The organism is Novosphingobium sp. BL-S-32 (assembly GCF_056857055.1).
The window spans coordinates 642673-662372 of sequence record NZ_CM166476.1; the positions used below are offsets into that span (position 1 = coordinate 642673).

Below are 19700 nucleotides of genomic sequence, written 5' to 3' on the forward strand. Positions count from 1 at the left end.
GATCCGGATGAATTCTGTCCGGAACGAACAGGTTGATGCGAGAGATGAGAAGCCAATTGCCGCCCTGCAAGCCGACGCCCGAAGGGGCGTGGGCAGCTTGGCTGCAATTTTCCGCGTATCCAAGATCGCATTCCGGATCACTGCGCGAACTCACTCTGGCAGACACGCTCACGTCCGCAGGCACGCCATCCGGCATGCCCGCAAGGACGATAGACAACAGAGTCGCATCCCGGGAGCCAAACGGCCCCGACTTCACCTTTACCCCCGTCCGCGCCGACGTGAGCCCAATTTCGGGTTCTGTCTCATCAGGCCTCGCTGGATACAGCGGCGCTGATGCCAAGGCTGCGGACATCATCGAACAGGATCGCGCCGTCACCGCCTTCGAGGCCGGGACCGAGCGCGCATGGAGAATACACAATGGCAACGCGCATGCTCATCGATGCGCGCCACCCGGAAGAAACGCGGGTGGCGGTACTCAAGGGAAATCGCATTGAAGAGTTCGATTTCGAATCGGCCGACAGGAAGCAGATAAAGGGCAATATCTACCTGGCGAAGGTTACCCGCGTGGAACCTTCGCTTCAGGCAGCGTTCGTCGATTTCGGCGGCAATCGCCACGGCTTCCTGGCCTTCAGCGAAATTCACCCTGATTACTACCAGATCCCCAAGGAGGACCGCGAGGCCCTGCTGGCCGAAGAGGCAGCTCATGCCGAGGAAGAAGCCGCTCTGCGCGCTTCGGAAGGCGATGACGAGGACGAGGAAGGCGGCGAAGGCTACGACGATGGCGGCCTGACCGAGGTCGACACGTCCGAGAAGGACCATGTCGCCACGATCGAGGACGGCAACGTCGAGAACGGCTTCGAAACCGCGGACGAAGACGCTGCCGAGGACGAAGGCGGCGAGAATTCGAATCGTGGCCGTCGCGGCCGTGGCCGCCGTCAGGGTGGCCGCAATTCGGGCCGCTCGAAGGAAGCCGATGACCTGCGCGCCAAGCGCATGGCACTGCGCCGCCGCTACAAGATCCAGGACGTCATCCAGCGCCGCCAGGTTCTGCTCGTGCAGGTCGTCAAGGAAGAGCGCGGCAACAAGGGCGCTGCCCTCACCACCTACCTCAGCCTCGCTGGCCGCTACTGCGTGCTCATGCCGAATTCGAGCCATGGCGGCGGCATCAGCCGCAAGATCAGCTCGGCATCGGACCGCAAGCGCCTGAAGTCGATCATTGCCGAAATGGCGCTACCCCGTTCGATGGGCTGCATCGTGCGCACGGCCGGCCTCCAGCGCACCAAGACCGAGATCAAGCGCGACTTCGACTACCTCGCCCGCCTGTGGGACGAGCTGCGCGAACAGACGATGCGCTCGGCCGCTCCGGCGCTGATCCATTCGGACAGCGACCTCATCAAGCGCGCCATCCGCGACATCTACAACCGCGACATCGAGGAAGTGATCGTCGAGGGCGAGGAAGGCTACCGCGCGGCGAAGGACTTCATGAAGCTCCTGATGCCCAGCCACGGCCGCAAGGTTAAGCCTTACGCCGATCCGGTTCCGCTGTTCCAACGCTTCGGCGCAGAAGACCAGCTCACCGCGATGTACGACCCGGTCGTGCAGCTGCGTTCGGGTGGCTATATCGTCATCAACCCGACCGAGGCGCTGGTCTCGATCGACATCAACTCGGGCCGCGCCACCAAGGAGCACGGGATCGAGCAGACGGCGGTCGCCACCAACCTCGAAGCCGCGCAGGAAATCGCCCGCCAGCTTCGCCTGCGCGACATGGCCGGCCTCGTCGTCATCGACTTCATCGACATGGAGTACGGCTCCAACGTCCGCAAGGTCGAGAAGGCGATGAAGGAAGCGCTCAAGAACGACCGCGCGCGCATTCAGGTCGGCCGCATTTCCAGCTTCGGCCTGATGGAAATGAGCCGCCAGCGCCTGCGCACCGGCGTTCTGGAAGCGACCACGCGTTCCTGCCCGCACTGCGACGGTACCGGCCTCGTCCGCACCGCCAGCTCGGCAGGTCTCTCGGCGCTGCGTCTCATTGAAGACGAAGCCGCCAAGGGCAAGGGCATCGTCGTGTCGCTCTTCGCATCGACCGAAGCGGCCATCTACCTGCTCAACGCCAAGCGCACCGACCTTGCCGACATCGAGGATCGTTACGGCGTCACTGTCGAAGTGATCCCTGAGGGCGAGAACGAAGGCGCGAAGATGCGCGTCGTTTCCTCGGGCCCGCGCAACGACTTCGTGCCGCGCTTCGAACCCATCGCCGAAGAGGTCGAGGACGACTTCATCGACGACGAGGAGGAGTTCGAGGAAGAGGAAGTCCGCGAGGAATCGCGCGGCCGTGACGGCGGCGACGATGCCAATGGCGAAGGAGGCTCGCGCCGCAAGCGCCGCAAGCGCCGTCGGGGCCGCAACCGCGACCGTGGTGACGAGCAGACCTCCGAGGACGCCGAAGGCGAAAACGAAGCCGACGACAGCGACGCTGACGAAGGTGCCGAAGAGAGCAACGAAGCCGAGGCCGAAGGCGAAGAGGGCATTGCCCCCGCAGCCGAGGACGAGGATGGCGAAGCTCCCCGCAAGCGCCGCCGCCGTGGTGGCCGTCGCCGTCGCAACCGCCGCAACGGTGAGAATGGCGAGCACGGCACCGAAAACGGCGAGGCGAGCGAAGGCTCCGAAGACGGTTCGTACGAAGACGACGCTTATGACGCCCCGGCGGAAGCAGTCGTAGTCGTCGAAGCGATCGCCGAGCCGGTTGCAGTCGAAGCCGAGGAAGCTCCGAAGCCGAAGCGCACGCGTCGCAGGAAGGCCGATGCCGTGGCGGAAGCTCCGGCAGCAGCCGAGCAGGTTGTGGTCGAAGCCGAGGAAGCGCCTGCGCCCGCAGCGGAAAAGCCCAAGCGCACGCGTCGCAAGAAGGCCGAACCCGCCGAAGCCGCTGCTGCCGTGGTAACCGAGGTTGCCGCCGAGGAAGCGCCCGCTCCCGCAGCGGAAAAGCCGAAGCGCACGCGCCGCAAGAAGGCCGAGCCTGCCGAAGCCGTCACTGAGGAAGCACCCGCTCCCGCAGCGGAAAAGCCGAAGCGCACGCGCCGCAAGAAGGTCGAAACCGTCGAAGCGACGGCTGAAGCCCCGGCCGAGCCGGTCACCGAAGCCGCCCTGCCCGCCGCTCCGGTAGCCGAGGAAGCCACGGTATCGGCCGGTGAAGACGGCGGCGACGACTCCTCGCCGCGTCGCGGCTGGTGGCAGCGCACGTTCGGCAACTGATCCGGCCAGGGGAGCGTAAACCGCTCCTCTCCGGCACGACAGCCGACATGAACAGGGCCCCGCATGGCAACATGCGGGGCCCTTTCGTTTGCGCCGAGAATCAATCGGACGGGAATTCTGTATTCAGACCATGCAGTTGCGCTCGGTGGTGGGATCGATCATCCCGACCACTTCGGTGATCTTGTTGGCGGGAAAGCCCGATTTCTCGGCATGCTTGCGGATCTTATCCTCGCTCTCGGCAAGGTAGATACAGAACGTCTTGTCGGCGGTGACATAGGAATGCTCCCACTGAATTCCGGGTATTTCCGCCAGAGCATCGTTCGACACTTTAGTCGCGCCGCCCAGTTCCGGGGCGCTCATGCTGCCCACGCCCGGCAAGTCCCGCTCGATCACATATCGCTTCAACATCGCCAGAATCCTTCCGTTCACAAGCCGGACAGGGCCGAGCGAGACTCGCCGCGTTCGCGGATCGGGGCCGCCCTGCCCTTGCCTCCAAACCCAGATTACCGCGAAAAGGCCGCGATTTCGTCATGCGAATTCGAGGGAGACGCGCTTGCAAGCCCGCTCTGCGCTTGCATTTCACGCCGTGGCGCATGCAATCCGCCACGGCGCGTACACTTGCCCTTGCTCCGCGCCGTTGAATCGCTAGAGGGGGTCATCAGTCGCGGTTCATGCCGCAGTGCAAGATCACGGGGATTCTTTCATGGCGACCTTCACCCTCCCGGCCAACAGCAAGATCAAGAAGCAGGGCAACGTCCACAAGGCGGAAGGCGCGTCGCACGTGAAGAAGTTCACTGTGTACCGCTACGACCCCGATTCGGGCGAAAATCCGCGCTACGACACGTTCGAGATCGATCTCGACAACTGCGGCCCGATGGTTCTCGACGCGCTCATCAAGATGAAGAGCGAGCAGGATCCTTCGCTCACCTTCCGCCGCTCGTGCCGCGAAGGCATCTGCGGTTCGTGTGCGATGAACATCAACGGCTCGAACGGCCTCGCCTGCACCACCGCAATCGAGGACCTCCAGGGTGACATCCGCATCACCCCGCTGCCGCACATGGAAGTCATCAAGGACCTCGTCCCTGATTTCACGCACTTCTACGCGCAGTATGCCTCGATTCGCCCCTGGCTCCAGACGGTTTCGACCACGCCCGGCAAGGAGCGCCTCCAGAGCCCCGAACAGCGCGAAAAGCTGGACGGCCTCTACGAGTGCATCCTCTGTGCCTGCTGCTCGACCTCGTGCCCGAGCTACTGGTGGAATTCCGACAAGTTCCTGGGCCCGGCGATCCTGCTCCAGGCCTATCGCTGGCTGGCCGACAGCCGCGACGAAATGACCGGCGAGCGTCTGGATGATCTGGAAGATCCGTTCCGCCTCTACCGCTGCCACACCATCATGAACTGCGCCAACGTGTGCCCGAAGGGCCTTTCGCCCGCACGCGCGATCGCAGAGATCAAGAAGATGCAGGCAGAACGCCAGGTCTGATCGCGCCCGATCGCCTGACGGCCTGACAGAACGTGATCCGGATTGACGCAGCGGAGTGCCGACCCAATATCCGGCTCGATGTCCGCTGCGCCGCGCATCGAGCGGTGTTCCGCAAGCTTACCGTGCATCCGTCCCATTTGGCCAAGCGCACTCTGCCATGACTGCCATACTCGAACGCTATGAAACGCTGGTCGCGACCGGCGAGCTTCGCTCCGATCCGGAGCAGGCTGCCGCTGCCTTGCGGCTCGACCGCCTTCAGCGCGAGCTTTACAAGGCGAACGCGGCGGGCGGCCTGTTCGGCAAGCTTCTCGGCAAGAAAGCGCCGCCGCCGCGCGGTCTCTACATGTGGGGCGGCGTCGGGCGCGGCAAGTCGATGCTGATGGACTTGTTCCACAACACGCTCGACATCCCCGACAAGCGCCGCATCCACTTCCATGCCTTCATGCTGGAAGTTCACGCGCGCCTGCGGGACGAGCGCAAGAAGGAAACCGGGGATCCGATCCCGCCGGTGGCTGCTGCCATCGCGCGCGACGTGCGCTGCCTCGCCTTCGACGAGATGGTCGTCAACAACTCCGCCGATGCCATGATCATGAGCCGGCTGTTCACGCACCTCATCGTCAATGAGGGTGTGACCGTGGTGACGACGTCCAACCGCGCGCCCAAGGATCTCTACAAGAACGGTCTTAACCGCGAGCACTTCCTGCCCTTCATCGACCTGATCGAGAAGGAAATGGATGTGCTGACGCTCAATGGCCCCACCGACTATCGCCTGCACCGCCTTGGTGGCATGGCGACCTGGCACTATCCGCTGGGCGAAGACGCGACCGAGCAGACGCGTGAAGCCTTCTACCGCCTGACCGACTACCCGCCGGAAGACAGCGACCACGTACCGTCGGCCGAACTCGATGTCGGCGGCGGACGCATGTTGCACGTTCCCAAGAGCCTCAAGGGCGTGGGCGTCTTCAGCTTCAAACGCCTCTGCGGCGAAGCGCGTGGCGCAGCCGACTATCTGGCGGTTGCACGCGCCTATCACACCGTCATCGTCGTCGGCATTCCGAAGATGGGGCCCGACCGCCGCAACGAAGCGGCACGCTTCGTGACGCTGATCGACGCGCTCTACGAGCACAAGGTCAAGCTGATCGCCGCCGCCGACGCCCCGCCCGAGGACCTCTACGCGGCTGGAGACGGTCGTTTCGAATTCGAGCGCACTGTCAGCCGGCTTAACGAGATGCAGAGCGCTGAGTACCTCGCCATGGGTCACGGCGAAGACTGACCCCCTGCCTTACCGGCGTTAACGAAGTTGCGTATCGGCCAAGTCTTGCCGCAAGTCTTGCCCGGCGAAGCCTGCTGTTAACATTTTGCAAGACTAGTGACGACTAGTCTTTGAAGGCTCGTTAAGGTCTCGAATCCCGACAAAAGTTAACGATCGAAGCCTTAACGATCGACTCGATGGCAGCGACTCCGCCCGGAGACCATGCGCCCCCCACACCATTCACGCACCCGGTCTAGCGCCCATTCTTCAGGCAAAATTAAAGCGCCCGATCCTTGGCAGGAAGGGCGCTGTAGGTGAAACCTATTAAAAGACCAGGTATTGAACCTGGTATTTTTCGCAGATTTCCGTCGTTTTCTTAATTTGGTTGCGGCGTTTCAAAAGTTCAACTCATGAAACGCCGCAAAAATTAACTATTAACGGCCGCCGAGGCCCGTCCAGCCGTAGCCCCAAAAGTCCTTGGTCATTGTAATTACCCCATGTGAACCGCCGCTGTTTCGCGGCTGCCCAAATGGATAACAATGCGTTAAAAGGTCATCAAGACTTTTTTAACCAGTACGCCTTGCCTCCCGGCCCTTAATTTCCGTGACGAGATCCCGGAATGGGACAGGACGGCAGACATAGTACCCTTGGATGATGTCGCAATTCATGGCCCGCAGGATCTCGAGCGCGGCCAATGTCTCCACGCCTTCGGCTACGACCGTCCGGTCTTGCGAGTGCGCCATCTCGACAATCGACTGCACCAGCAGCAGGTCTTCCTTGTTGGCCTCCATCGCCTGGACGAAGACCTTGTCGATCTTGACCTCGCCCGCGGGCAGGTAGCGCAAGTAATCGATCGTGGCGTTGCCTGTACCGAAGTCGTCGATCGACAGCTTGAGACCGGCCTGAACGAGCTTCTGGAGCATCTGGAAGGTGCGCGAGCTGCGATCGAGCCTGTCGGTCTCGGTGATCTCCAGCGTCAGCTTCTCGGGATCGAGACCATGCAACGCGAGGATGTCGAGGATCATGCCCGGCAGTCCGGGATTGCGCAGGAGCTGCGCCGAAATGTTGACCGAAATCGACAGATCCAGCCCCTGCCGCCGCAATTCCACCGCAGCACGCACCGCTTCGTTGACGACGAAGCGGGTAATGCGTTCGATGCGGTGGAATTCCTCGGCAATACGGATGAACTTGTCGGGGCTGATCGGCCCACGCTCCGGATGGGTCCAGCGCACCAGCGCCTCAGCCCCGGTGACACGGTTGGTCGCGACGTCGAGCTTGGGCTGATAGGCCACCCAGACCTCGCCATTGTCGATGGCGCGGTCAAGCTGGGTAAGCAGCGAGATCTCCCAGCGCGCTTCGTGCTTATGGCTGTCGTACTTGTAGACGAGCTCATCGTTGCGCACCGCCTCTTCGGCGGACTGCATGGCGCTGGCGACGCGGCTCGATACCTGACGATCGAACTCGGAATCGATACCGCAGTTAAACGAGAGGTCGATGTCGAGCCCGCCGACCTGAATGCCGTTCTGGACGATGCGGTGCAGCCCCTCGAGGTTCTCGAACAGGTCGAAAGTGCTGCGGATGGTCGAGAGCCAGAGGAACATGCCGCCTTCGTGGTAGACCACCACCTGACTGTCGCTGATCCGGATGCGCCGCACGATCTCGTGCGCGATCTGCGCTTCAAGCTCGCCGGCAAAGCTGCCGATGATGGCGGCGTAGTTGCGAATCTTGAGGGCCACCAGAATCCGGTTCGACACCTCGTCGTATTTGCGCAGCGCCTGAACGCTAGGCAGGCCCGAGCCGGCATTGGTTTCGCCTGCTACCTCGATCTTGTCGAGGTGCCGCATGCGAAACACCGCCACTGCTGCCATGGCAATCGCAGGTACGACATCGACCTGGATATTATGACCATCGAGAAGCAACGGCATGGCTATCAGAACAACAACGAGACCCGTGAAGCGGTAGATATCGAGAGCCCGACCTCTGCCTACACCGGACACAATCACCACCAGGATTAGCAAGAACGGCGGCAACCATCCGAGTTGCATGGGCACGCCTCGCTTTAAGGTCTCAGCGGCAATCGCATGGAAAAAAGCTCCCGGCGCATAGCCTTGCGTCGGCATAGGGTGCCCATCGTGATAGGTAATCGCGCTGAGGCCGATGATCACGTCTTTACCGCGCACAATCCGTGGATCGAGCCGTCCCTTTAGTACGTCGACGTAGCTCGCGGTCGGGATGGTCCTGTAGTTGATCGAATAATCGGGCCGAAAGAGATCATTCACCGAACCCGATACGCCAGCAATTCTGGCTGCCAAGCTTGGAATGCGGCCAATCGGGCTGTCAGACGCGAATGGCATACTGATGCTGAGATTGAACGGATGGTTCAGCGCAAGCAATGATACGACATCGACATCCGCGCGATATGCGGTGGGCGGAATGGTCGCAGCGTAATTGCCGCCCGCCTGCTCGCTGCTTGGAAGCGCGCCAAGGAAGATCCGCCCACGGTGGGCCTTCAGTGTTTTGATGAAGGCCTCGTTACCGGGGTCGTCACTTGCAAAGCTGAGCGACCGATCGAAAAATACGCGCCGGGCGCCGGCTGCGAACAGATTGTTGATCATGGTGGCATCGTCTGCGCGCGGGATCTCCGCAAGCTGCAACTCTTCCAGGGTCCGGTCATCCTGGAACACCATGGCGATCTGCCCATCGGACGGGTGGCTTCGCAGCATCGAGCGGCCGTTGACGATCATATCCTCAAGCGGGAGGCACGCGTTGCTCACACCAAGGAGCACGCCGGTCAGCGCGGCCCAGAACACGATGCGGAATCGCGGGCTCTTCCAGATCTTGACGAGGCGCGAAAGGATCTCAGCCACGGAACCGCCTTGGAGAATTATCTCCACCCGCACCCACACAGCGCACGGATTCGAGAGGCGCGAAAATCGCGCGCTCTGGCGTCCGATAATGGCGACCTGCTATCTTCATGCACGTCCTGCAATGGGGCCTGGTGACCGGACCTAGGCCAAAGGTCCTAAGAATAGGTTAGGTTAATCCACGTTCACGATGATTCGCCGCGGGACCTGCTTGCGCGCGGCATCAGGCTCAGGCGATCCCCAGCCGCGCGAGCGACCTGTCCAGCATCAGAAGCTGCCACAAGAGCCGCGAGTGATCGGCCCGCCCGGCAATATGCGCCTCCGCCAGCGCGGTCAGGCGCCTCAGATCGAACCAGCCGGTGCGCCCGAGTGTGGCGCTGGTCGCGATTTCCCGGGCGGTATTCGCAAGCGGTCCGCGCAGCCACTGCGCGATGGGTGTCACGAAGCCCTGTTTCGGGCGATAGAGAATGTCGTCCGGCAACATCCGCCGCATCGTTCGCTTCATCAGCCATTTGCCCTGCCCGCTCCGCACGCGCATCGATTCGGGCAGGCTGGCGGCAAATTCGATTAGGCGGTGGTCGAGCAGCGGCTCACGCGCTTCAAGGCTGACCGCCATGCTCGTGCGGTCGACCTTTGTGAGGATATCGCCCGGCAACCAGTGCTTGAGATCGGCATATTGCGCGCGGTCTAGACCCGAGCGGGCCGGGGCGCCGCGCATCGTCTCGATCACCGCGTCCTCGGCCCGATATTCGCCGCGCAGGCGCAGGAAGGCGTCCGAATAGAGCGTGTCGCGCAGTTCCGGCGGCGTGAAGCAGATGGCGCGCGCATAACCCGTCGCACTGTCCGCCGCGAGCGACTGGAAGGTCGCCTTGGCGCGCAGCGGACGCGGCGCCCAGTCCGCCTTGGGCCAGATTCGCCCTGCCGTTCCGAACACCGGACCACGCAGCGACTGCGGCAGCACCGAGCGCACCCGATCCTCCCCATGCTGGAACACGTGGCGCCGATAGCCCGCGAAAGCCTCGTCCGCGCCGTCGCCCGAGAGCGCCACCGTCACCGATTCCCGCGCCAATTGGCACACGCGCCAGGTCGGCAAGGCGGAGGCATCGGCGAAAGGCTCGTCGAACATTGCCGAAAGCGTATCGATCGCATCGAAATCATCCGGCGAGACCCGGCGCGAAACATGGTCGGTGGAGAAGCGCCGGGCGATCTCGTCCGCATAGCCGGTCTCGTCCAGCGCAGCGACGTCGAAGCCGATCGAGCACGTCCGCACCGGGCGCGAAGACGCCTCGGCCATCAGCGCAACCACGCTCGAACTGTCCACCCCACCCGACAGGAACGCGCCCAGCGGCACATCGGCAACCATGCGCGACGTCACCGCCTCGCGCATGAGGTGGAGCAGTTCCGCCTCAAGATCAGCGATCCGGCCCTTGCGCCGCTCGGCGAAAGTCACGTCCCAGTACTGCACCGGCTTCGGCATCGGCGCGCCATGGCGCAGCAGCAGCGTATGGCCCGCCGGAAGCTTGGAAACGCCCTTGAGGATCGCCCGGCTGTCCGGCACGTAGCCCCAGGCGAGATAGTCCTCCACCGCCAGCGGATCGATCTCGCGCCGCAGCAGGGGATGCGCCAACAGCGCCTTGAGTTCGGAACCGAACGCCAGACTGCCGTCGCTCAGCGGTGCAAGATAGAGCGGCTTCACCCCCAGCCTGTCGCGCGCCAGGAACAGCGATCGCGCTTCCAGGTCGTAGATCGCGAAGGCGAACATGCCGTGGAGGCGCGAGACACAGGAAGGCCCCCAGCGCTGCCACGCGGCGAGGATCACCTCGCTGTCGCCCTGCGTGCGGAACGTGGCGCCATGGGCTTCCAGTTCGCTGCGCAGCGCCTGAAAATTGTAGATCTCGCCGTTGAACACCAGCATCGCCCGGCCATCGGGCGAAGCCATGGGTTGCGGCGAGCCGGCGACGTCGATGATCGAGAGGCGGCGATGGCCCAATGCAACGCCCGGCGCCGTCCAGACGCCCTGCCCATCAGGCCCGCGATGGGCGATGGCATCGCACATCGCCTCAACCCGCGCGGGATCGACGGGCTTGGGCGTCTCGAGATGGTAGATACCGGCAATCCCGCACATATATGACGGACCTAGCGGAGCTTGCCGATGCGGTCCATCCACCCTGAGGGGCGGTCCGTCGCGGCGACGAACCGGGCGACCGCACGTTCCGCCGGTCGGCCGGGCCGATCTTCGGCGGAAAGAATCAGCATCATCGTCGGCCGTTCCCGCAGCAGCAGATGATCGCCGATCACCGCCAGCTTGAGACGGGCATTGCTGCCGGTCAGCAAGGCTCCGGTGCGGTACCATGTTACCGCGAGGCGCTCGACCGTTCCGGCACCGAGAAGCCGTTCGCTGCGACCATCGGCAAAGGCGGGGCCGACACCCTGCCAGGCCCACGGGCTGTCCGGCGTCAAGGCGCCCTGCCCGAAGCCTCCGGCCTCACGTCCTTCTCCCTGACTGGCATAGAGTGCCACGAAGACATCGACCTGATCGCCCTCACCATCCGCGTAGCGGCCAAGCAGTCGGTGGTCGGCACCCTCGGCGCGCGGTTGCCACCAGATCGCCGGGGCATAATCGACCCGGTGCCACCCTGCGACCTCCGGCAAATCGATACGCGCAGGCACGGAAGCCTTCAGATTGTCGGCATGGTGCGCCCACAGGAATGCGCCTGTCACGATGGCTGTCATCGCCAGTAGCGCCAGCGTTGCCGAAATCCGCGCGCCTCCAAGTCGGGCCAACAGGGGATCGGCTTCGATCCGTTCGGCATCGATCATCGGCGTGTCGAGCGGGCGGTCGAAGAGGCGCCAGCCTCCGGCGATCACTCCCGCCAGCACCAGCGCGAAGAAGATCCAGCCGTAGACGATGTGGTCGAACCCCGCCGCCTTCTCGGTGCCCACGAACTGCGCGGCGAAGATCGTCGCCCAGGCGCGTACCCCGTTGGCCAGCACCGGTACGACGACACAGGCCAGCAAAAACGCCGCGCGCCGCCTCCAGCTGACGAAGCAGACATTGGCGGCGAGCACGCCGAACGCGATCATGGCGATCAGGAACTTCACGCCGGAGCAGGCCTCGGCGACCTCGAACAGCCCGGCGCGCGTATCGATGAACACGCCGTCGATCCGCGCCTCGATCCCGGAGAGATGCGTCAGTGCAATCGTTATCCGGGCCGTCACGGTCTGAAGAACTTCGACCAGTTCCTCTCCGAACGGCACGAGGAAGGCCATGTAGCAAAGTGGGAACAGCAGTGCGGCGGTCACTTGCGGCCCCAGCAACAGCGGCACCGATGAGGCGAGCAGCGCCACCGCCCCGGCCTGCCTTGCAAGGTCGAGGCCCGAAAGCGCGCCCAGCAGCCAGAGGAAGGCCGCCATCGCGAAGGGAACGACGCCCGGCCACCAGCAAGATGGCGTCAGTTTCGCCAGTTCGTCCCGCCGCTGCCAGACCAGCCAGCCAATGATCGGCGGGATCAGGATCACGTGGTTGTAGGTCGAAATATCCCACCACTGCCGCGCCATTGCCGACCAGTCGGGGAAAAAGGCCGCGATCAGCGCCAGCCAGCCCAGAGAGATACGCAGGAGCGCGCCGCGCCAGTGCTCCGGAACCGCATGCGCCCGCGCGAGCGAAAGCGCTTCAGGCGGCATCGCTGAGCCCCAGAGCATTGCATCCCATCAGTCCCGGCAGCGCGGCGAGCGCGGCATCCCAGCCTGCATGAGCCTCGATCCACGCGCGCGCGGCTTGCCCCATTGCCTTCGCCCTCGCGGGATCCGCCGCCAGTGTGCAGACTGCCTCGGCCAGCGCCGTATCGTTCTCTCCCACGAGGAAATCGCGTCCGTCCTCGGCGGGGATGCCGGTGGCCGCGCCAGACGAGAGAACCACGGGAAGGCCCATGCTCATCGCCTCAAGCACCTTGTTCTGCACGCCGCGCGCGATTTCGAGCGGGACCAGCGCCATGTCGGCCGCTGCCAGAAACGGGCGAACATCGTCCACCCGGCCCCAAACGTGAATGCCGTCGCGCCCATGGTGCGCGGTCAATGCGGGTGGCGGATTGCGGCCGACGACGTGAAGGCTTGCACCCGGAAAACGCGCGCGGACGGCGGGTAGGATCCGGTTGATCGCGCCCTTCACTGCAGCGACATTGGGCGCATAATCCATCTGGCCGGTGAAGATCAGACGCGGCCCGGTCATGCCCGCCATGCGCGGCTCGAGCGAGATTCCGGCCGGATCGAACAGGTCGCTGTCGATGCCATTGCCCATCGCTTCCACGCGGCAGGAGGGATCGGCCAGCCGTTCGCGGAACAGCCGGGCCTCGGCGTCGCTGACGAGCAGCGTGGCATCGGCGCGGCGGGCGATATCGGCTTCCTCGCGGGCGAGCAGGCGGCCTTCGCGCCGCTCCATCCATGCGCGCAGGCCGCGGCTCTTCGCGCCATAAGCCTCGAACTTGGCCGAATCGACATCGACGAGATCGGCGATCACGCGCCCGGCGAACTCGGCCGGGACATATTGCGCCACCTGACCGGAAAAGAGGTAGGTCGCGGCAATCGGACGGGTCCGCAGCGTTTCGGAGACCCAGCGCGCCATGCGGGCATCGTGGAACGCCGTGATGCTGAGCGGCCGCCCGCGCGCCAGCGCCTCAATCCCCGCCAGCACCAGCGGCTTGGTGCGATCGAGCAGCAAGTGGCTCGCCGCGAGTGCCGCCAGATCGCTCTCGCTGTCCCGGTCGGCGGGGTCATCGGCGAAGCAGCCGACATGGACCGGCGCCAGCCGCGCCAGCGCCTTCAGGATATGGTTCGAGCGGATCTTGTCGCCGCGATCCGGGGGAAAAGGAATCCGGTGGGCGAGGAACAGGATCTCCATCACCCGATCCCGCGCGCGATCAACGGCCCCAACCGGTTGGCGACGAAGAGCGGCAGGCGCTGCCAGACCCGTATCTGAAGCGAGAGCCCGGCGCTTGTGGGATCGGCATTGCGTCTGGCCGCCCCCGGCGCGGTCCAGGTTCCGTAAGTCAGCGGCTCGGGCTCGAACCCCCAGTTGCGCTTGAAGTGATAGGCGCCGCTCGCGGTCTTCGAACGGCCGAAGTCGAAATGCGTGCAGCCGCGCGTGCGGGCGTGGCGCATGAGTTCGAAGTACATGCGGTCGTTGGCACGAAGCCCCCGCGCCGCATGGGTTCCGCCGCCCCAGTAGGGCATCGCCGCGCCCCGGTGATAGAGCGTGATGACGCTGGCTACCGGCGCTCCGGCATGGCGCACGGTCAGAATGTCGGCGTCCGACCCGAACGCATCGATCACCGCATCGAGCAGCGCGCGCGGAAAGACCGGCGTGCCCAGATTGCGATAGCTCTCGGCAAAAACGGCGTAATGCGCCGCGCGGTCACGTTCGGCGGTGCCGATTTCGATTTCGAGATCGTTGGCGAGCCCCTTACGCACTTCAGCGCGCTGCTTGCGCGGGATCGCGAGCAGTTCGGCCTCGTCATCCGCTGCGAGCGGGCGGGGGAAGTTGCAGTGGCTCTCGGTCTTGAGCGCCCAGTTCGCGCGCGCATCGGGCAGCACGCCGCCGCGCAGTTCGATGGCGGGGCATGAGAGCCGCAGCGCCAGTTCCTCCAGCGCGGCGAAGATCGCCTCGACATCGGCCTCCGGCGTCGCCAGCAGACCGCCGCCGACGGCAAAGCCGCTCGACGCCAGCAGGCGCCCGAAGACCGGCGAGTGGATCGCATCGAGCGGCAGGAAAGCGACGATTTCGCCGTGCCGCTCCTGCACCAGCGCCAGCGCGCGGTTGCCGGTGGCCTTGGCGACCGCGATGAACCAACACGGACGATGGAACGGCGTGGCATCGGGATGGCGCGCCAGAAAGTCCTCGATCCGGGCAAGTTCGCCGGGATCGTCGAGATCGGGCAGGCGCAGGCTCGCCGGAAGCGAAAACGGCGCGTTCATGCCGCCAGTGCCGTCACGCCCGCCGCCTCACGCGCGGCGATCTCGTCCATCCGGCCCCAGCGGAACTCGCCGATGAGCCGGCGCAGCTTCCCGGCCATCACGGCCAGATTGGTATAGTGGCGCAGCCACGACCGCAGCGGTGCATTGTCGACGCGCGGCTGACCTGGGTCGATTTCCCAAGGGTGGAAGTAGAACACCGCCGGGCGCCCCTCGCCGTTCACTTGCCGGATCGCCCAGCGCGAGAAGGCGTACGGTAGGACGCGAAAGAAACCGCCACCGCCCGCCGCCAGTCGCCGTCCTCGGAAGAGCGCGGTGGTCACCGGAATCTCGACGAAATCCGACCCGGCGATCGGCTGGAATGCGAAACGCGGCGCCTCGCGCCAGCCGTAGTGATCGTGCACCACCGGCGCGACGCTGGACGAGTAGCGATAGCCCTGCTCCGCCAGCACATCGAAGGCCCACGGCGTGCGCGCGTCGATGGAGAAGCTCGGCGCGCGGTAGCCGGTGACGGCCACGCCCGCCGCATCCTCGATGGTCTTGCGTGCGCGGGACAGATCCTCGCCGAAACGGTGCGGGTCCATGCGGAACACGCGCTCGTGGTCCCAGCCGTGGCTGGCGATCTCGTGCCCGGCCTCGGCAATGCGGCGGATCACCGCTGGATACCGCTCGGCGATCCAGCCCAGCGTGAAGAACGTACCGACCACACCGGCCTCGGCAAAAAGCGCCAGAATTTCATCGCAGTTCCGCTCGACCCGGCAGGGCAGCGAGGGCCACTGGGCGCGGTCGATCACCGTCTCGAAGGCGCCGACCTGAAACCAGTCCTCGACGTCGACCGAAAGCCCGTTGATCGGCCGCATATCACGCATGTCTGGCTCCAATTCCCGGCGCGCGCAGTCGGATCAGGCCGCCGCGCGGTGGCCTTCGCCGCCCTCAAACCATTCGATGAGCATGGTCAGCATGTGGCGCAGCGTGGCCTCCTGCTCCTCGACGCGCGTTTCCAGCCGGGCGACTTGCGCCTGTGCCTGCGCGAGCTGGTTCTGAAGCGTAGCGATTGCCTGCGGATCGCCAGTGGCGGTGCGATCCACATGCTCCGCCGCAGCGGCGAGTTCGAGAACCGCGCGTTGCAGTTCGTCGATCTGCATATCGCGCTCGGCCAGAGCGCTCTCGATCATCGCGGCGGTGGCCCCGGTATCGAGAACCACGGCCTGGCCAGCCGGTTCGGTGTGCACAGGCGCCGGCGAAGGCGCCTTGGACGGCCGCGGGCTGACGAGCGCGATGGCGCCATCGTCATCAAGCTCGCCCAGCACTTCGTTCAGCATGGAGACGTCGATCCGCACCCGCTGCTCGACCGCTCCCAGCAGCAGCAGGCGGTTGAGTACCTGATTGATCCGGCGCGGAATGCCGCCGGTCGCGGCATGGATAGCACCATGAACCTCGTCGTCGAAGGCGGGACGGCCCTGCCATCCGACGCAGGCGAGCCGGTGCTCGACATAGCCGCGCACTTCGCCTGCCGTCATCGCGGTAAGATGATGCGTCGCGATCACGCGCTGGCGCAATTGCTCCAGCTGGTCGCTTTCGAGCAGCGTCGTGCGGAACTCGGGCTGGCCCAGCAGCAGCGTCTGCAACAGCGGATGCGCGCCAAGCTGGAAGTTCGAGAGCATGCGCAGTTCTTCGATGGCGCTGATCGAAAGGTTCTGCGCCTCGTCCACGATCAGCAAGCAGCGGCGACCGGCGCGCGCCTCGCCGTGGAGGAAGTGCTCGATCGCGCCCAGCGCCGAGGCCTTGTCGTGCCCCGCCACCGGTAGGCCGAACTCCTGCGCAACGATGTGGACGATCTCCTCCCCGTCAAGCGCGCTGGTCACCACGAGCGCGGCGGTCAGCTGCGCGGGGTCGATCGTCGCCATGAGGTGCGCCACCAGAGTGGACTTGCCCGCACCCACCTCGCCGGTGATGACCACGAAGCCCTCACCCTGCGCAAGGCCGTAGCCAAGGTAGGACAGCGCCTTGCGGTGCGTCGCGCTCTCGAAATAGAACGCCGGATCGGGGGTGAGCTGGAAGGGCCTGGCCCGGAGCCCGTAGAAATCTTCGAACATTTCCTGTTCTCCTCGCGCACTGCTTAAAGCGCGAATTAAAGCGGAACTCTTAAAAACTGTACCTCAAGCCGGCGAGGGCAGATGCGGTCCAGATATCGTCATCGAACGTATCGTCGCGGCTGGCATCGATGCTGAGCGCGAGCGACGCACGCAGGCGGCGGGCCAGCATGCGGTAATAGGAAGCGCTGCCGCCATAGCCGGTGACATTCCCGGTCAGCGGGTCGCTGCTCGACAGCCAGTTGGCGTAGACACTGGTGGACCAGCCCGCCTCGCGGCCCAGACGGCCCGAGAGATAGGCGGCCAGCCACCAGTTCTCGTCCACCGTACCGTTGGCGGCGGCCAGCACCGAATCCTCGCGGGCGATGAAGCGGCGGTGGTCGTAACCCGCGCCGATCCCGGCATCGAGGCGACCGAAGCGCGTCGAATAACTCGCTGCGAAGCCCTGCGCCCGGAACACCGCCGAGCGCACCGATCCCAGCGCGCCCGAGAGGCAAGTGCCGCCGTCGAGCGAGGACACGCAGCCGCGCAGGTCACCCGTAACCGGATCGCGCACCGCCTCGAAATCGTCGGGCAACTGGTCGATCACGCGGTTGAGCTGGCCGCCGAAGCCCGAGATATTGTTGTAGACCGCAAGGTTCACGCTGCTGCGGTCGTTCGGCGCCCAGGCCAGCGTGCCGCCATAGGCCGTTCCGCCGTAGCGCCGCCCGACATGGGCCGAGAGCGAAGTGCGCCGGCTGGGCCGCCACATCACCGCCACATCCCAGATCAGCCCGCTGACATCGTAGGCGAGTTCGCGCGGCGCGCTCTTGTCGGTCCGATAACGGCCGTCGCTGCCGATCACCGGGTTACCGTCGGCATCGCGCAGCGCATCGCGGCTGGACACCTCGACATCCTCGTAACCGAGCGCGCCGACGACACGCACGGTGCGGCTGACCGGCACCGTCACCATCCCCCGCGCCTGCATGTCGCGCACGCGCTGGTCGAGGTTGGAGATGTCTTCCTGATAGAAGCTGCCGCCGACGCCAAGGCCCACGGGCAGGATCACATCGGGTTCGACGCCCGCTTCCAGATCGGCGACCTGGGTGACGCTGCTGTCGAAGATGTCGGGTCCTACCGCGCCACCGGGCGTGACCGCATAGGCACTGGGCTCGTCCACCTTGGTGTAACCGGCGCGGTAATCCGCCGAGACATTGAGGTCGCCAGTGCGGGTCTTGAACGAAGGGCCGCCATAGACGGTGTAGATATTGGTGCGCGAGGTGCCCGGCAGCGTGCCGCCGGAGAGCGCCGATCCGCCCGAACCTACCCGCGTCTGCGTCGCCAGTGCACCGGCTTCCAGCGTCAGCCCCGGCAGCACGGTGGTATAGCCGCGCGCGACACCGCTCAGCACGTCGCCATTCGACGCCCGGCCCCAGCCGATCTGCTTCTGGTAGCGGACCGAGGCGGCAAGCGCATTGTTGCGCCCGGTGATCGAGGCATCGACGCCGACCGCGAGCTGGGTCCAGGTAAGAACGTCGCTACCCGGCGAAAGTTCGGCGGTAACGATCTGATCAACCTCGATATAAGGCGTGACGGCAAGCTGGCGAGCGCCTTTCGCGCCGCCGTTTCCCGTGCCCCCGGCACTCTTGCCCGTGGCACCGGAATCGGCGCCCATGGCACTCGTGCCGCCCATGCCGGAACCCGTACCGGCCATGCCCGCCGCACCGCTACCCGCGACTTGCGCCTGGGCTGCGACGGGTACCAGCATCATTACGGCAAGACACGCTAAGGCCGGGTACGCAAACACACTTCCAACGCTCATCCACTGTACCCGTAATAGGATCCGAAGCGGCGACCGCTTGGGCTGAACTGCGCGCCGTTAAGCAGCAGTTGGACATTGGGGCAGGCATCGAGCAACGACACCGCATCGTCGAGCGCGCCCTGCCCGGTCCGGTCGGCGCGCACGATCACCACGGCTTGCCCGACATGCTTGGCAAGCTCGGCAGCGGGCGACGCGGCCAATGCCGGGGGCGAATCGAAGATCACGATCCGGCGCTGGGTACCCTCGGTCAGGCGGCCGAGCACTTCGGCGGTGCGCGAGGTGGAAAGATATTCACTGTCGTTGACGGTCGTATCGCCAGCCGGAAGCACCCAGAGCCCGGGCACGTCGGTGCCGAGCACGCAGTCGGCCACGTCGATGGTTTCGTCCATCAGCGCGTCCATCAGCCCCCGCCCGCCCGGCAGACCGAGGGTCGAAAGGATCGACGGCTTGGCGAAGTCGGCATCGACCAGCAGCACTTCGTTTTCCTTCTCCGCCGCGATGGCGAGCGCGAGGTTAAGCGCGCAATAGGTCTTGCCCTCACCCGGATGCGGCGAGCAGATCAGCACGCGCTGCGCGGCCGCACCGGCATTCTGGCGCCGCAGGTCCGCCGCCTGCACCAAGAGCTGGCGCTTGACGATGCGGAACTCCTCCAGAAGCGCGGTCACGGTGCCTTCGGGCACGATCAGGCCCTGCTCGCGCAGCCGTTCGCGGTCGATCGGATGACGCGGGCCGGTGAAAGTCACCGGGGACGGCGTGGCAGGTTCCGCCGGAACGGGGGCGGGCTGGACAACCGGTTGCGCGGGTGCGGGCAGCGCGGCTTGGACCTGAGCCGACGGAACCTCGGGCACAGCCGGAAGCACGGGACGCGTCATGCGCGAGAAATCGAAGCGGCCGGCCGCGCGCTCGATCAGCGATTCACGCTTGGCCGGGGCAGCATCGTCTGCGGTCGCGCCGGGCTGCGGGATCTTGCTGTGTTCGGTCATAGTCACGG

The 19700-nt window shown here is 65.1% G+C and carries 13 protein-coding genes; 3 read left to right on the forward strand and 10 right to left on the reverse strand.

The window, feature by feature from the left end; all coding sequences use genetic code 11:
* The first annotated feature begins 417 nt into the window (after positions 1-417).
* Entirely contained in the window at positions 418-3249 is a 2832-nt protein-coding gene (locus AC1VVK_RS03020) for an Rne/Rng family ribonuclease (protein WP_482904326.1), read from the forward strand.
* A gap of 123 nt (positions 3250-3372) precedes the next feature.
* Here the strand turns inward: AC1VVK_RS03020 and AC1VVK_RS03025 are convergent, their stop codons facing one another.
* On the reverse strand, positions 3373-3657 hold the full coding sequence (locus AC1VVK_RS03025; RefSeq protein ID WP_243652385.1) for a DUF4242 domain-containing protein: 285 nt from the start codon (positions 3655-3657) through the stop codon (positions 3373-3375).
* 295 nt (positions 3658-3952) lie between these two features.
* Here AC1VVK_RS03025 and AC1VVK_RS03030 point away from each other — a divergent pair, with 295 nt between their 5' ends.
* Both AC1VVK_RS03030 and zapE read left to right on the forward strand, forming a co-directional pair.
* Positions 3953-4732 (forward strand): succinate dehydrogenase iron-sulfur subunit, encoded by a 780-nt coding sequence (locus tag AC1VVK_RS03030; protein ID WP_482904327.1) that lies wholly within the window; start codon positions 3953-3955, stop codon positions 4730-4732.
* A gap of 157 nt (positions 4733-4889) precedes the next feature.
* Positions 4890-6005: a cell division protein ZapE gene (gene zapE, locus AC1VVK_RS03035; protein WP_132385555.1), complete on the forward strand. Its 1116-nt coding sequence runs from the start codon at positions 4890-4892 to the stop codon at positions 6003-6005.
* A gap of 545 nt (positions 6006-6550) precedes the next feature.
* On the opposite strand, the gene AC1VVK_RS03040 is transcribed toward zapE, so the two are convergent.
* The 9 genes from AC1VVK_RS03040 to AC1VVK_RS03080 all read right to left on the reverse strand — a co-directional run bounded on the left by AC1VVK_RS03040 (position 6551) and on the right by AC1VVK_RS03080 (position 19692).
* Positions 6551-8851 carry an EAL domain-containing protein gene (locus AC1VVK_RS03040; protein ID WP_482904328.1) on the reverse strand — a complete coding sequence of 767 codons (2301 nt, stop codon included), beginning with the start codon at positions 8849-8851 and terminating at the stop codon, positions 6551-6553.
* Between the two features lie 226 nt (positions 8852-9077).
* Positions 9078-10973 (reverse strand): XrtA/PEP-CTERM system amidotransferase, encoded by a 1896-nt coding sequence (locus tag AC1VVK_RS03045; RefSeq protein WP_482904329.1) that lies wholly within the window; start codon positions 10971-10973, stop codon positions 9078-9080.
* An 11-nt stretch (positions 10974-10984) separates the two neighbouring features.
* On the reverse strand, positions 10985-12550 hold the full coding sequence (gene xrtA / locus AC1VVK_RS03050; RefSeq protein WP_482904330.1) for an exosortase A: 1566 nt from the start codon (positions 12548-12550) through the stop codon (positions 10985-10987).
* Entirely contained in the window at positions 12522-13748 is a 1227-nt protein-coding gene (locus tag AC1VVK_RS03055; RefSeq protein ID WP_482904331.1) for a TIGR03087 family PEP-CTERM/XrtA system glycosyltransferase, read from the reverse strand. The genes xrtA and AC1VVK_RS03055 overlap by 29 nt, the downstream gene beginning before the upstream one ends.
* Positions 13745-14818: a FemAB family XrtA/PEP-CTERM system-associated protein gene (locus AC1VVK_RS03060; protein ID WP_482904332.1), complete on the reverse strand. Its 1074-nt coding sequence runs from the start codon at positions 14816-14818 to the stop codon at positions 13745-13747. Before AC1VVK_RS03060 ends, AC1VVK_RS03055 begins: the two co-directional genes overlap by 4 nt.
* Positions 14815-15684 (reverse strand): XrtA system polysaccharide deacetylase, encoded by an 870-nt coding sequence (locus tag AC1VVK_RS03065; protein WP_482904333.1) that lies wholly within the window; start codon positions 15682-15684, stop codon positions 14815-14817. Before AC1VVK_RS03065 ends, AC1VVK_RS03060 begins: the two co-directional genes overlap by 4 nt.
* A gap of 33 nt (positions 15685-15717) precedes the next feature.
* Positions 15718-16911 carry an XrtA/PEP-CTERM system-associated ATPase gene (locus tag AC1VVK_RS03070; protein ID WP_482904334.1) on the reverse strand — a complete coding sequence of 398 codons (1194 nt, stop codon included), beginning with the start codon at positions 16909-16911 and terminating at the stop codon, positions 15718-15720.
* Between the two features lie 49 nt (positions 16912-16960).
* Positions 16961-18658, reverse strand: a complete 1698-nt coding sequence (locus AC1VVK_RS03075; protein WP_482904335.1) for a preprotein translocase subunit YajC — start codon at positions 18656-18658, stop codon at positions 16961-16963.
* Between the two features lie 47 nt (positions 18659-18705).
* Entirely contained in the window at positions 18706-19692 is a 987-nt protein-coding gene (locus AC1VVK_RS03080) for a P-loop NTPase family protein (protein ID WP_482904336.1), read from the reverse strand.
* Positions 19693-19700: the final 8 nt, after the last annotated feature.

Coding starts and splice junctions, on each gene's coding strand:
- AC1VVK_RS03065 (WP_482904333.1), bottom strand. CDS start 15,684: ATGCGTGATATGCGGCCGATCAACGGGCTTTCGGTCGACGTCGAGGAC.
- AC1VVK_RS03025 (WP_243652385.1), bottom strand. CDS start 3,657: ATGTTGAAGCGATATGTGATCGAGCGGGACTTGCCGGGCGTGGGCAGC.
- AC1VVK_RS03020 (WP_482904326.1), top strand. CDS start 418: ATGGCAACGCGCATGCTCATCGATGCGCGCCACCCGGAAGAAACGCGG.
- AC1VVK_RS03070 (WP_482904334.1), bottom strand. CDS start 16,911: ATGTTCGAAGATTTCTACGGGCTCCGGGCCAGGCCCTTCCAGCTCACC.
- AC1VVK_RS03075 (WP_482904335.1), bottom strand. CDS start 18,658: ATGATGCTGGTACCCGTCGCAGCCCAGGCGCAAGTCGCGGGTAGCGGT.
- AC1VVK_RS03060 (WP_482904332.1), bottom strand. CDS start 14,818: ATGAACGCGCCGTTTTCGCTTCCGGCGAGCCTGCGCCTGCCCGATCTC.
- xrtA (WP_482904330.1), bottom strand. CDS start 12,550: ATGCTCTGGGGCTCAGCGATGCCGCCTGAAGCGCTTTCGCTCGCGCGG.
- zapE (WP_132385555.1), top strand. CDS start 4,890: ATGACTGCCATACTCGAACGCTATGAAACGCTGGTCGCGACCGGCGAG.
- AC1VVK_RS03045 (WP_482904329.1), bottom strand. CDS start 10,973: ATGTGCGGGATTGCCGGTATCTACCATCTCGAGACGCCCAAGCCCGTC.
- AC1VVK_RS03030 (WP_482904327.1), top strand. CDS start 3,953: ATGGCGACCTTCACCCTCCCGGCCAACAGCAAGATCAAGAAGCAGGGC.
- AC1VVK_RS03080 (WP_482904336.1), bottom strand. CDS start 19,692: ATGACCGAACACAGCAAGATCCCGCAGCCCGGCGCGACCGCAGACGAT.